Origin of the sequence: Pseudomonas sp. E6002, assembly GCF_013385565.1 — a bacterium.
Taxonomy (GTDB): Bacteria; Pseudomonadota; Gammaproteobacteria; order Pseudomonadales; family Pseudomonadaceae; genus Aquipseudomonas.
This window is the reverse complement of the sequence record NZ_JACAPT010000002.1, coordinates 385,669-398,871: the sequence shown is the minus strand read 5'-3', so window position 1 is coordinate 398,871 and position 13,203 is coordinate 385,669. Positions and strand designations below refer to the sequence as shown.

Genomic DNA, 13,203 nt, shown 5'->3' with positions numbered 1-13,203 from the left:
GAACCAATACCAGCCATCACCCAAATAACGGATATACACCCAAAACACGCCCAATCTCACCAAAGACAACACCCAGTAACCACTGAGGCAACCTGTCACGCGGCAAAAGACCACGCCTTGCTCTCGCGAAAATGGGACTACTCTTTCAGCAATGCTTGACCCAGATCAAAACCTTCGCCGGGATTGCTCTGGCGGCCGCAAGGCCAGAATCCCTGCGTGGTTGGTTATAAAAAGAAACGAATTTGAATTCGCCACACTCCATATCCGTGGGGGCAGTGGGTGCAGGCCTCCAGCCAGCATTCGGTATTACCTGACAGAGGAAGACTTATGTTCGGTTTGGAGGCGCTAGATCTCGCCCGAATTCAATTCGCGTTCACCATCTCATTCCATATCCTGTTCCCGGCCATCACCATCGGCCTGGCCAGTTACCTTGCGGTGCTGGAAGGCCTGTGGCTCAAGACCCACAACGACACCTACCGTGACCTCTACCATTTCTGGTCGAAGATCTTTGCCGTCAACTTCGGCATGGGCGTGGTCTCCGGCCTGGTCATGGCCTATCAGTTCGGCACCAACTGGAGCCGCTTCTCGGACTTCGCCGGTGCCGTCACCGGGCCGTTGCTGACTTATGAGGTGCTCACGGCGTTCTTCCTCGAAGCCGGCTTCCTTGGGGTCATGCTGTTCGGCTGGAACAAGGTCGGGCGCAAGCTGCACTTCTTTGCCACGGTGATGGTGGCCGTCGGCACGCTGATCTCGACTTTCTGGATTCTTGCCTCCAACAGCTGGATGCAGACGCCACAGGGCTTTGAAATCATTGATGGCCGGGTGATTCCAACCGACTGGCTGGCCGTGATCTTCAACCCGTCGTTCCCCTACCGCCTGATGCACATGGCCACGGCTGCGTTCGTCGCGACCGCGTTCTTCGTCGGTTCTTCGGCAGCCTGGCACTTGCTGCGCGGCAAGGACAACCCGGCGATCCGCACCATGCTGTCGATGGCGATGTGGATGGCGCTGATCGTTGCGCCGATCCAGGCGGTCATCGGTGACTTCCACGGCCTGAATACCCTCAAGCATCAGCCGGCGAAGATCGCCGCGATTGAAGGCCACTGGGAAAATATCGGCAACGAGCCCACGCCGCTGATCCTGTTCGGCTGGCCGGACATGAAGGCTGAAAAAACCAAGTTCGCAGTAGAAATTCCGTACCTGGGCAGCCTGATCCTGACCCACTCCCTGGACAAGCAGGTGCCGGCTCTCAAGGAGTTCCCGCCTGAGGACCGTCCCAACTCGACCATCGTGTTCTGGTCGTTCCGGGTCATGGTGGGCCTGGGCTTCCTGATGATCTTCACCGGCCTGTTCAGCCTCTGGCTGCGCCGTGGCGACAAAATGTACACATCCAAGCCGTTCCTGTACCTGGCGCTGTGGATGGGCCCGTCCGGCCTGATCGCGATTCTCGCCGGCTGGTTCACCACCGAGATCGGCCGTCAGCCGTGGGTGGTCTACGGGCTGATGCGCACGGCAGACGCTTCGTCCAACCACAGTTTTGCGCAGATGAGCATTACGTTGGTGTTGTTTGTGGTGGTGTACTTCGCGCTGTTCGGCGCGGGCCTGGGCTACATGATGCGCCTGGTGCGCAAAGGGCCTGTGACCCACGAAAGCACCGAGCCTACTCACGGTGGTCCTGGGCAGAAACGCACACCGGCCCGTCCGTTGTCGGCGGCTGATGACAGTGCCGATGCCGATCACGGCGACACCTTGAACAAGGGGAACTGAGCCATGGGTATTGATCTTCCGCTGATCTGGGCCGTGATCATCATCTTCGGCATCATGATGTACGTGGTCATGGATGGCTTTGACCTGGGGATCGGCATTCTCTTCCCGTTCATCCCGGGCAAGACCGACCGTGACGTGATGATGAACACCGTCGCCCCCGTGTGGGACGGCAACGAAACCTGGCTGGTACTCGGCGGCGCGGCGTTGTTTGGCGCGTTCCCGCTGGCCTATTCGGTGGTGCTCTCGGCGCTGTACCTGCCACTGATGCTGATGCTGATCGGGCTGATCTTTCGCGGCGTGGCGTTTGAGTTCCGCTTCAAGGCCAAGGACGACAAGCGTCACCTGTGGGACAAGGCCTTCATCGGCGGCTCGCTGGCAGCGACGTTCTTCCAGGGCGTGGCGCTGGGGGCGTTCATTGATGGCATCCCGGTGGTCGACCGGCAGTTTGCCGGTGGCTCCCTGGACTGGCTGACGCCGTTCACGATGTTCTGCGGCGTGGCCCTGATCGTGGCGTATGCGCTGCTGGGCTGCACCTGGCTGATCATGAAGACCGAAGGCAGCTTGCAGGAGAAGATGCACAACCTGGCTCGGCCCCTGGCCTTCGTGGTGCTGGCGGTGATCGGTATCGTCAGCCTCTGGACGCCGCTGGCCCACCCGGAAATCGCCTCGCGCTGGTTCACCCTGCCGAACCTGTTCTGGTTCCTGCCTGTGCCGATCCTGGTGTTGGTGACCATGTACGGCCTGATTCGCGCCGTGGCCCGCAATGCGCACTACACGCCGTTCCTGCTGACGCTGGTGCTGATCTTCCTTGGCTACAGTGGCTTGGGGATCAGCCTGTGGCCGAACATCATCCCGCCGTCAGTTTCGATCTGGGACGCCGCCGCACCGCCGCAAAGCCAGGGCTTCATGCTGGTGGGCACCTTGTTCATCATTCCGTTCATCCTGGGCTACACCTTCTGGAGCTACTACGTGTTCCGCGGCAAGGTCACCCACGAAGACGGTTATCACTAGGAGGATTGACTCATGTCCGGCAAACCTTCGTTGCACGACATCGAACAGGCCGAGAAAAAGCCGCTCTGGCAGCGCCTGGGCTGGCTGGCGATGATCTGGACCGGCAGCGTCCTGGCCCTGTTCGTGGTGGCCAGCCTGATGCGCATGTTCATGAATGCCGCGGGCCTGACCACCCACTGACATCCCGTTGTAACTATTGCCCTCCTTTATGGAGGGCTTTTTTATTTGCGCGCCTTGAGGACCACGAACTTCGGCGTGGTCGCCACTTGCTCGACGCCACGGAACAACCGCGCCAACTTGGTGTGATAACCCAAGTGACGGTTGCCGACGATGTACAGGGCGCCGCCCACCACCAACGCTTCCCGCGCTTGCTGGAACATGCGCCAGGCGAGGAAGTCTCCCACCACTTGCTGCTGGTGGAACGGCGGGTTGCACAGCACCACATCCAGTGACTGCGCTTCCTGATCGGCCAGGCCGTCGCCGGGGCGAATCAGCACGTCACGTTCGCCCAGCGCCGCACGCCAGTTCTCGGCCGCCGATTGCACCGCCATATAAGACTCGTCGACCAGCGTGTACTGCGCCTCGGGGTTTTGCAGCGCGCTGGCAATCGCCAGGACGCCATTACCGCAACCCAGGTCGGCTACGCGGGCGCCGCCCAGGTTTTGTGGCAGGTGCGGCAGGAAGGCCCGGGTGCCGATATCCAGGCCTTCGCGGCAGAACACGTTGGCGTGGTTGAGCAGTTCGATGGCCGGGGTTTCCAGGCTGTAGCGCGTAGGGTAGGGCGATACGGCGTGTGGCCGATCGGCCAGGGTGGCGATCAGCAATCGGGCCTTTTTTACCGCCAGTGAGGCGTGCATCGGGCCGACATAGCGCTCCAGCAGTTCGCCGGCAGCCCGTGGCAGGTGCTTGACCATCGCCCCGGCAATCACTTCGGCGCCGGGTGCCAGCTGGCCTTGCAGGCGAATCAGTTGTTCTTCGAGCAGCGCCAGGGTTTTCGGCACGCGGATCAGTACACGGTCGAACGGCCCTGTCGGCGTCTGGCTGGCGGGCAGGAACGTTACCGCGTCGAAAGCCTTGCCGTTGCGCGCCAGGTTTTTCTCCAGGCCCAGGGCGCCGAGGAACGAGTCACCACTGGAGGTGACCTGCACATGTCCTTCGAGGCTGGCCGCCAGGGCGCCGAAACTGTCGTTGAGCACGAGTACGCGGGTCGCCGTCGTCAGCTGTTGTTCCGCTAGGTAGCTGAGCAAATACTCATCGGCTGCATCAAACGCTTGCAGCGGGTCGTTGTGCTGTTCTGGCTGACGGATCAGGTCGAGTTGGGCGAAGGGGCTGTCGAGCAGGGGCATGGCGGGGGAGACTCTGGGTAAGCGAACCATCGGGGTGAGCGGCGACGCGAGGCGCATCAGGGGCTCGCGTCATCACCCGGAACTGGCCGCAAATGTTACGTTTTTTTCCCCTGGATTACATGCGGTGTTTAAAACAACCCGCATTTGACTGCCGTGATCACTGCGGCAATCTTGTTACTGACCCCCAGTTTCTTCATCGCACTGCTGATATGGAAGCCGACCGTGCGTTCGGACAGGCACAGGATGGTGGCGATGTCCGAGGCGGTCTTGCCCAAGGCCGACCATTGCAGGATTTCGGTTTCCCGCGGGGTCAATTTGCTGGGCGCTTGCGGGCTGGGATTGTCTGCGTATTTTTTGGCCACCACCGCGTGCATGGCGTGGCAAATCCAGAGCACTTGCCCGGCTTTTTCATAGAGTTCTTCAGGGCCCACTGGGCCGGTGGCACGCCCCAGGCTCAACATGCTGAAAACACCCTGGAAGTCATGAACCGATTGGGTCCATCCGAAATTCAGTCCGTTGGACTGGGCATGGGCCCATAAGTCCGGTACCGAAGAAAAGGTTTTCTCTTCCCATACGATCGGTAGAACCGAGCGTTTGCAATGCGCAACCACAGGGTCGAGATCAAAGTAGTGCTCTTGTCTGTACAGCGTATTCCATTCATTGGAATAGTTGTTGAGGTTGATAGTTTTCGTTTGGTTGTTGGGTAGATGGGAACTAAGGGTGAATGCGCAGTATTGGAAGCCAAGCTCGTAGGTAAGGTTGAGGGCAGCTTCGTACATACTGGTTATTTCGCTTTCCCCTTCGAGTTTGGGCAGGCGAGTGTTGTGCCAGTTGACCATCGGTAACTCTCCATGCGAACGGTTTTTACATGGGGTACTTCCAAGGCCCCCGGTTACAACGTGAAAAAATAGTGTAGGACAACGGCTACAGCTCGAAATAAAAATTTGGTTATGTTCAAGCGGGCGTTAGGCCAATAACATTTGTACAACCTGGCTACGGTGTACAGGTTTCAGGCGTTCGATAAGATTTTTTTCCATTAGTTTTAAGAACTTGCTCTAAATGCGCCTTGTTAATATTTAGTTGCACTCCCTCATCTAATGGCTTGTTGGAAGGCGACTAATAGCCAAATATTTAGTACCGCCCAGCGGTTGCCACAATGGGCAGCGGCAATGCCAGCACAAACCATCGGTGTTTCCAGGCGGCGCTTTGGGGGACACTAGGGGCCTCTGCAAATGGAGTTTCCCATGACGGCCAGTGCTGAAAAATACACCCGCCAGACCCTGCTCGACGTGAAATCGCTGACTCCCAGCCTGTTTACCCTGCGCACTACCCGAGACCCTGGTTTTCGTTTTCGCGCCGGACAATTCGTGCGTCTTGGGGTGACCAAGGCCGATGGCGGCATTGTGTGGCGTGCTTATTCGGTGGTGTCCTCGCCCTTTGATGAATACTTGGACTTCTTTTCCATCGTGGTGCCGGGCGGTGAGTTCACCAGTGAGCTGAGCCGCCTGCGGGAAGGCGATACCCTGCTGGTAGAACGCCAGGCCACGGGCTTTCTGACCCTGGACCGGTTTGTGGATGGTCGCGATCTGTGGCTGCTGGGCACCGGGACCGGTATTGCGCCGTTTCTCTCGATCCTGCAGGACTTCGAAGTGTGGGAGAAATTCGAGCGGATTATCCTCGTCTATAGTGCCCGCGAAGCAAGGGAGCTGGCTTACCAGTCGTTGATCCATGAACTGGCCGAACGTGAGTACCTGGCAGAATACGCCCACAAGCTCACCTACATTCCCATTGTCACCCGCGAGCAACATCCGGGCGCGCTGAATGGGCGGATTACCACCCTGATCGAGAACGGCGAATTGGAGCGCGCCGCAGGCATCGAGCTGACCCCCGAGCATTCCAGGGTGATGATTTGCGGTAACCCGCAGATGATCGACGACACGCGTCAGTTGCTGAAACAGCGCGACATGCAACTGAGCCTGACCCGCCGTCCGGGGCAGGTCGCGGTAGAAAACTACTGGTAAAACAAAGGCGCCCTGCAGGCGCCTTTACTTTTTGCCGAGCTTACTCGGGCTTGCTGTTCTGTGCCTTGAGCAGATCGCGGATCTCCCCCAGCAGCACTTCTTCCTTGGTCGGGACCGGCGGCAGGCTAGGTGCCACGGCCTCTTCACGCTTCAGGCGGTTGATGGCCTTCACGCCCATGAAGATCGCAAACGCAACGATCACAAAGTCGATCACGCTCTGGATGAACTTGCCGTACGCCAGTACGACGGCCGGCGCATCGCCCTGGGCGGCTTTAAGCGTTACGGCCAGGTCGCCGAAGTCGACACCCCCGATCAACAGGCCGATAGGTGGCATCACCACGTCGCCTACAAAGGATGAAACAATTTTGCCGAAGGCGGCGCCGATGATAATACCGACCGCCATGTCGACCACATTACCTTTGACCGCGAAGGCCTTGAACTCACTTAACACGCCCATAGGTTATTCCTTGTTACAGATGAGGAGGTAGAAGCCAGTGTAAGACAGTGTGGCGAGGCTTGCTCGACACAACTGCTAACAGTGTCCGTTTTTATCGACACATTAAATCGCAAATAGTTTGCAAAGTGCCACCAATCGCGCGCGGAATACCCGCTATTTCAGTGGGTTACCACACTATTTTTTCAATCGCCATGGTAAGACTTTTCTACTTATCTTCTGACTCGCGGCTCACTAGCCTCTGGCAAGCACAACTCAATGTGCACTAAAAAAACCAGAGGATACCTCGATGAAAAACCCTATTAGCCGCGGGCCTATTTCTGCGCGACTGGTGCTGTTTGCAGTGAGCGCCAGTCTTCTTTCGCTGTCCGTACACGCCGCCAACCTCACGCGCGATAATGGCGCGGCGGTCGGTGACAATCAGAACTCGCAAACCGCCGGTGCGAATGGCCCGGTCCTGTTGCAAGACGTGCAACTGATCCAGAAGTTGCAGCGCTTTGATCGCGAGCGTATTCCGGAGCGCGTTGTGCACGCCCGTGGCACCGGCGCTCACGGTACTTTCACCGTCACCGATAACCTCAGCGACCTGACCAAGGCCAAGGTGTTTGCCGCCGGCGAAGCCACGCCGGTATTTGTGCGCTTCTCTGCGGTCGTTCACGGCAACCATTCGCCGGAAACCCTGCGTGACCCGCGCGGCTTCGCCACCAAGTTCTACACCGCCGAAGGTAATTGGGACCTGGTCGGTAATAACTTCCCGACATTCTTTATTCGCGATGCGATCAAGTTTCCGGACATGGTTCACGCCTTTAAACCCGATCCGCGCACTAACCTGGACGATGATTCCCGTCGCTTTGACTTCTTCTCCCATGTTCCGGAGTCCACTCGTACGTTGACCGAGTTGTACTCGGACTCCGGCACTCCAGCCAGTTACCGGGAAATGGACGGTAACGGTGTACATGCCTACAAGTTGATTAACGCCAAGGGCGAAGTGCACTACGTCAAGTTCCACTGGAAGAGCCTGCAAGGCATCAAGAACCTCGATCCTAAACAAGTGACTGAAGTACAGGGCCGTGACTACAGCCATATGACCAATGATTTGGTCACGCACATCAATAAGGGCGACTTCCCCAAGTGGGACCTGTATGTGCAAGTGCTGAAACCGGAAGACTTGGCCAAGTTTGATTTCGACCCGTTGGATGCCACCAAGATCTGGCCGGACGTACCGGAGCGCAAAGTCGGGCAGATGGTGCTGAACCGCAACCCGGCCAACGTCTTCCAGGAAACCGAGCAAGTCGCCATGGCGCCGGCCAACCTGGTGCCGGGCATCGAGCCGTCGGAAGACCGCCTGCTGCAAGGCCGGGTGTTCTCCTACGCCGATACGCAAATGTATCGCCTGGGGCCAAACGCCCTGCAACTGCCGATCAACGCACCCCGGGTGACCGTCAACAACGGTAACCAGGACGGCGCGATGAACTTCGGCAAGACCACCACTGGCGTGAACTACCAGCCAAGCCGCCTGCTGCCACGGGAAGAGCCGCAAACCGCGCGGTACAGCCAGTCGGCCCTGTCGGGCAGTACCCAGCAAGCGAAGATCCAGCGTGAGCAGAACTTCAAGCAGGCCGGCGACCTGTACCGCTCGTTCAACAAGAAAGAACGCCAGGACTTGATCGACAACTTCGGCGGCTCCCTGGCCACCACCGATGACGAGAGCAAGCACATCATCCTGTCGTTCCTCTACAAGGCTGATCCGGAGTACGGCACCGGCGTGACCAAAGTGGCCAAGGGCGACCTGGCCCGCGTTAAAGCACTGGCCGAAAAGCTGACCGACTAACCGCCCACGCTCCCTGTAGGAGCTGGCTTGCCGGCGATAACGCCCACAAGTACGCCATCGCCGGCAAGCCGGCTCCTACAGGTGGCACATCACTGAGAATTTGCCATGCGAATCTTTATAGGCGCTGTCCTTGCGTGTTTGTCGTTCAGCGTATTGGCCGAACAAGCTGACCCGGCCGCGCTTAAGGCACAACTGCAGGATTACTACTTCGACGCCGCCCGCCGTGGCGACGTGGACATGCTCAACACCTTCATCGAATCCGGCTATTCGCTGAACACCCAGGATGAAAAAGGCTACACGGCGCTGATTCTCGCCGCCTATCACGGTGAAAGTGCCTACGTGGACCGATTGCTCGCCGCCGGCGCCGATGCCTGCGTGCAGGACAAACGCGGCAACACCGCCTTGATGGGCGCGATCTTCAAGGGTGAGCTGAAAATCGCCCAGCGCCTGCTCGCCACCGACTGCAACCCCGACCAGCGCAACGGCGCCGGACAAACGGCGGCCATGTATGCCGGGCTGTTCAAGCGCGTGGAGCTGCTGGATGAACTGAAAGCCAAGGGCGCCGATCTGAATGCCGAAGACCCGATCGGTAACAGCGCTTCACGTTTGGCCAGCGGTGAAATCCGTACCCCGGCGCCGCGCTGAGCTATCATCGCGGTTTTTCGGTTGGAGGTTCTCAAATGGCAAAGGCCAAGCGCATGTATGGCTGCACGGAGTGCGGCGCGACCTTTCCCAAGTGGGCCGGCCAGTGCACGGAATGCGGTGCGTGGAACACCCTGACCGAAACCATGATCGAGAGCGGCGGCGCCGTGGCCCCCAGTGGCCGTTCCGGCTGGACCGGGCAACAAACCCAGATCAAGACCCTGGCCGAAGTCAGCGTCGAAGAAATCCCGCGTTTCTCCACCGCTTCCGGTGAACTGGACCGGGTGCTGGGCGGCGGCCTGGTGGATGGTTCGGTGGTACTGATCGGCGGTGACCCGGGCATCGGTAAATCCACGATCCTGCTGCAAACCCTGTGCAGCATCGCCAGCCGCATGCCGGCGTTGTATGTCACCGGCGAAGAATCCCAGCAGCAGGTGGCCATGCGTGCGCGCCGCCTGGGCTTGCCTCAGGACCAACTGCGGGTGATGACCGAAACCTGCATCGAAAGCATCATCGCCACCGCGCGCCTGGAAAAGCCCAAGGTGATGGTGATCGACTCGATCCAGACGATTTTCACCGAGCAACTGCAATCGGCACCGGGTGGCGTGTCCCAGGTGCGGGAAAGTGCCGCGCTGCTGGTGCGCTATGCAAAACAGAGCGGCACGGCGATTTTCCTGGTGGGCCACGTGACGAAAGAAGGCGCACTGGCCGGCCCACGGGTGCTGGAACACATGGTCGACACCGTGCTGTATTTCGAAGGTGAGTCCGACGGGCGGTTGCGCTTGCTGCGGGCGGTGAAGAACCGGTTTGGCGCGGTCAACGAGCTGGGTGTGTTCGCCATGACTGACCGGGGCTTGAAAGAGGTCTCCAACCCGTCAGCGATTTTTCTTACCCGCGCCCAGGAAGAAGTCCCAGGCAGTGTGGTGATGGCAACGTGGGAAGGGACCCGACCGATGCTGGTGGAAGTCCAGGCGCTGGTGGACGACAGCCACTTGGCCAACCCGCGTCGTGTCACCCTGGGCCTGGACCAGAACCGGCTGGCGATGTTGCTGGCGGTATTGCACCGCCACGGCGGCATTCCCACCCATGACCAGGATGTATTCCTCAACGTGGTGGGCGGGGTCAAGGTGCTGGAAACCGCGTCTGACCTGGCGTTGATGGCGGCGGTGATGTCCAGCCTGCGCAACCGGCCGTTGCCCCATGACTTGCTGGTGTTTGGCGAAGTGGGCCTGTCGGGTGAAGTGCGCCCGGTGCCCAGCGGCCAGGAGCGCCTGAAGGAAGCGGCCAAGCATGGCTTCAAGCGCGCCATCGTGCCCAAGGGCAATGCGCCGAAAGAAATGCCACCGGGGCTGCAAGTGATCGGGGTAACGCGCCTGGAGCAGGCGCTGGATGCCCTGTTCGAATAGTCGCCAGCCACACATCCCCCTTGTGGGAGCCGGGCTTGCCCGCGATGGCGGTGTATCAGCTGATTGATATGCAAACTGACACACCGCCATCACAGGCAAGCCAGCTCCCACATGCTCAGATCTCCAGCAAGGCGGCGAATTCCCGCTCCAGTTCTTCCTGATCGCCCAGGTTCAGCTCGATTATCCGCCGCAGGTGGCTTATGGAGTCGAGGTCGATGTGTTCGCACACAAAGCCGAGCTGCCCATGATCGTCGTGGGTCAGCCGCACCTGCATCTTCACGTCGGTCTCGGCGTCGAGATGAATGTCCACATCGAACGATTCGTAGCGATGGCCGTGCCATTCTTGCGGCCGTTGCACCAGCAAGCCCTTGAGCGACAAATCTACCAATTGCACCGGCCAGACACGGCCGTCTTGCGTGAGCTCGGTCCTGGCGTCGAAGGCAATGCGTCGGAAACGGCGTCGGTCTGAAGGCTGTTCGCTCATGGTGAAACCCTCTGTGGATAAAGGAATTGTAGCCGTGCGCCATCATGGGGCGGTTTTTTCTGCTTTTTTTGCCCCGGCAAGGCTCTAGACCAACGTAGGGGGGTGGCCTTTGAGGCCAGTAGCGCTAAACTCGGGATGGCTGTCTTTCTGTCCACCCTGGCTGGAATATAAAAATGAAAAATAATAATAGCCTGCTACGCCATCTACCCTGGCTGCTGCTGGCAATCGTAGGAGCGTGCGCCCTGGGCGTAGTGGCCTTGCGCCGCGGCGAGGCGATCAACGCCTTGTGGATCGTGGTCGCAGCAGTGGCCATTTATCTGGTTGCTTACCGTTACTACAGTCTGTTCATCGCTAACCATGTGATGCAGCTCGATCCACTGCGGGCTACCCCCGCTGTGCTGAACAACGACGGTCTGGACTATGTGCCGACCAACAAACACATCCTTTTTGGTCACCACTTCGCGGCAATCGCCGGCGCAGGGCCTTTGGTCGGCCCGGTACTGGCGGCGCAGATGGGCTACCTGCCCGGCACGTTGTGGCTGATCGCCGGCGTGGTGCTGGCCGGGGCGGTGCAGGACTTCATGGTCCTGTTCCTGTCCACTCGTCGCAACGGGCGTTCCCTGGGGGACATGGTCCGCGAAGAAATGGGCCGTGTGCCCGGGACCATCGCGCTGTTCGGCTGCTTCCTGATCATGATCATCATCCTCGCGGTGCTGGCGCTGATCGTGGTCAAGGCCCTGGCCGAAAGCCCGTGGGGCATCTTCACGGTGATGGCAACCATCCCGATCGCGATGTTCATGGGCATCTACATGCGCTACATCCGCCCGGGCCGCATCGGTGAAATCTCGATTGTCGGCGTGCTGTTGCTGCTGGGTTCGATCTGGCTGGGCGGGCAGATTGCCGCTGACCCAGTGTGGGCCAAGGCCTTCAGCTTCACCGGCATCCAGATCACCTGGATGCTGGTGGGTTATGGCTTCGTGGCTGCCGTGTTGCCAGTGTGGCTGATCCTCGCACCACGGGACTACCTGTCTACTTTCCTGAAAATCGGCACCATCATCGCCCTGGCGATTGGCATCCTGGTGACCATGCCCGACCTGAAAATGCCGGCGCTGACCCAGTTCATCGATGGCACCGGCCCGGTGTGGAAGGGCGGCCTGTTCCCGTTCCTGTTCATCACCATCGCCTGTGGCGCGGTCTCGGGTTTCCACGCACTGATCTCCTCGGGCACCACGCCCAAGTTGCTGGCCAGTGAAGGGCACGCCCGTTACATCGGCTACGGCGGCATGTTGATGGAGTCGTTCGTGGCCATCATGGCGATGGTTGCCGCTTCGGTGATCGAGCCAGGGGTGTACTTCGCCATGAACAGCCCGGCCGCGATTGTCGGCGGTGACGTGGTGGCTGTGGCGCAAACCGTCAGCAGCTGGGGTTTTGCAATTACCCCGGAAGCGTTGCAGGCGGTGGCCCATGACATTGGTGAGTCCACCATCCTGGCCCGTGCCGGCGGTGCGCCAACCCTGGCGGTGGGTATCGCGCAGATCCTGCACAGCGTCCTGCCGGGTGAAAACACCATGGCGTTCTGGTACCACTTTGCGATCCTGTTCGAAGCGCTGTTCATCCTGACCGCAGTCGACGCCGGTACCCGTGCCGGTCGCTTCATGCTGCAGGATTTGCTCGGCTCCTTCGTGCCGGCGCTCAAGCGTACCGAGTCCTGGACGGCCAACCTGATCGCTACCGCAGGTTGTGTGGCGATGTGGGGTTACCTGCTGTACCAGGGCGTGATCGACCCACTGGGCGGCATCAACACCTTGTGGCCGCTGTTCGGTATCTCCAACCAGATGCTGGCCGGTATCGCGCTGATGCTCGCCACCGTTGTGCTGATCAAAATGAAACGCCAGCGCTACATCTGGGTGACCATGCTGCCAGCCGTATGGCTGCTGATCTGCACCGTGACCGCAGGCTTCATCAAGCTGTTCGACGCCAACCCGGCGATCGGCTTCCTGTCGCTGGCCAAGAAATACAGCGATGCCCTGGCCGGCGGCCAGATCCTCGCACCGGCCAAGAGCATCGACCAGATGCAACACGTGATCTGGAACGCCTACACCAACGCAACGCTGACGGCGCTGTTCCTGTTCGTGGTCTTCAGCATCCTGTTCTATGCGCTCAAGGTCGGCATTGCTGCCTGGGGCAAAAAGGAACGTACGGATAAAGAAGCGCCATACCAGGCCATCCCGGACGCTTGAT

The 13,203-nt window shown here is 59.6% G+C and carries 12 protein-coding genes; 8 read left to right on the top strand and 4 right to left on the bottom strand.

Annotated elements, in window-relative coordinates; genetic code table 11:
• The first annotated feature begins 327 nt into the window (after positions 1 to 327).
• Genes HX815_RS03895 through HX815_RS03885 form a run of 3 tightly spaced genes read left to right on the top strand, consistent with a single transcriptional unit; the run spans position 328 to position 2,958 of the window.
• Positions 328 to 1,767 carry a cytochrome ubiquinol oxidase subunit I gene (locus HX815_RS03895; protein ID WP_008432808.1) on the top strand — a complete coding sequence of 480 codons (1,440 nt, stop codon included), beginning with the start codon at positions 328 to 330 and terminating at the stop codon, positions 1,765 to 1,767.
• A 3-nt stretch (positions 1,768 to 1,770) separates the two neighbouring features.
• Positions 1,771 to 2,778: a cytochrome d ubiquinol oxidase subunit II gene (cydB, locus tag HX815_RS03890; RefSeq protein ID WP_008432810.1), complete on the top strand. Its 1,008-nt coding sequence runs from the start codon at positions 1,771 to 1,773 to the stop codon at positions 2,776 to 2,778.
• 12 nt (positions 2,779 to 2,790) lie between these two features.
• Positions 2,791 to 2,958 carry a DUF2474 domain-containing protein gene (locus HX815_RS03885; RefSeq protein WP_003215809.1) on the top strand — a complete coding sequence of 56 codons (168 nt, stop codon included), beginning with the start codon at positions 2,791 to 2,793 and terminating at the stop codon, positions 2,956 to 2,958.
• Between the two features lie 41 nt (positions 2,959 to 2,999).
• On the opposite strand, the gene HX815_RS03880 is transcribed toward HX815_RS03885, so the two are convergent.
• Entirely contained in the window at positions 3,000 to 4,124 is a 1,125-nt protein-coding gene (locus HX815_RS03880) for a methyltransferase (RefSeq protein ID WP_177027823.1), read from the bottom strand.
• 128 nt (positions 4,125 to 4,252) lie between these two features.
• Positions 4,253 to 4,963: a LuxR family transcriptional regulator gene (locus HX815_RS03875; protein ID WP_177027822.1), complete on the bottom strand. Its 711-nt coding sequence runs from the start codon at positions 4,961 to 4,963 to the stop codon at positions 4,253 to 4,255.
• A 405-nt stretch (positions 4,964 to 5,368) separates the two neighbouring features.
• Between HX815_RS03875 and HX815_RS03870 the strand changes: the two genes are divergently transcribed.
• A complete protein-coding gene (locus HX815_RS03870; protein ID WP_177027821.1) occupies positions 5,369 to 6,145 on the top strand; it encodes a ferredoxin--NADP reductase in 777 nt (258 codons plus the stop codon).
• A gap of 40 nt (positions 6,146 to 6,185) precedes the next feature.
• On the opposite strand, the gene mscL is transcribed toward HX815_RS03870, so the two are convergent.
• Entirely contained in the window at positions 6,186 to 6,602 is a 417-nt protein-coding gene (mscL, locus tag HX815_RS03865; protein WP_003215816.1) for a large-conductance mechanosensitive channel protein MscL, read from the bottom strand.
• Between the two features lie 286 nt (positions 6,603 to 6,888).
• Between mscL and katB the strand changes: the two genes are divergently transcribed.
• The 3 genes from katB (at position 6,889) to radA (ending at position 10,478) form a co-directional block, all read left to right on the top strand.
• Entirely contained in the window at positions 6,889 to 8,430 is a 1,542-nt protein-coding gene (gene katB, locus HX815_RS03860) for a catalase KatB (RefSeq protein WP_177027820.1), read from the top strand.
• Positions 8,431 to 8,535: 105 nt separating this feature from the next.
• Entirely contained in the window at positions 8,536 to 9,075 is a 540-nt protein-coding gene (locus HX815_RS03855) for an ankyrin repeat domain-containing protein (RefSeq protein WP_023659179.1), read from the top strand.
• A 35-nt stretch (positions 9,076 to 9,110) separates the two neighbouring features.
• Positions 9,111 to 10,478, top strand: a complete 1,368-nt coding sequence (radA, locus tag HX815_RS03850; RefSeq protein ID WP_003215821.1) for a DNA repair protein RadA — start codon at positions 9,111 to 9,113, stop codon at positions 10,476 to 10,478.
• 115 nt (positions 10,479 to 10,593) lie between these two features.
• Here radA and HX815_RS03845 read toward each other — a convergent pair whose 3' ends face one another.
• Positions 10,594 to 10,962 (bottom strand): PilZ domain-containing protein, encoded by a 369-nt coding sequence (locus HX815_RS03845; RefSeq protein WP_008432822.1) that lies wholly within the window; start codon positions 10,960 to 10,962, stop codon positions 10,594 to 10,596.
• A 173-nt stretch (positions 10,963 to 11,135) separates the two neighbouring features.
• Between HX815_RS03845 and HX815_RS03840 the strand changes: the two genes are divergently transcribed.
• Positions 11,136 to 13,202, top strand: coding sequence for a carbon starvation CstA family protein (locus HX815_RS03840; protein ID WP_003215826.1), 2,067 nt, complete (start codon positions 11,136 to 11,138; stop codon positions 13,200 to 13,202).
• Position 13,203: the final 1 nt, after the last annotated feature.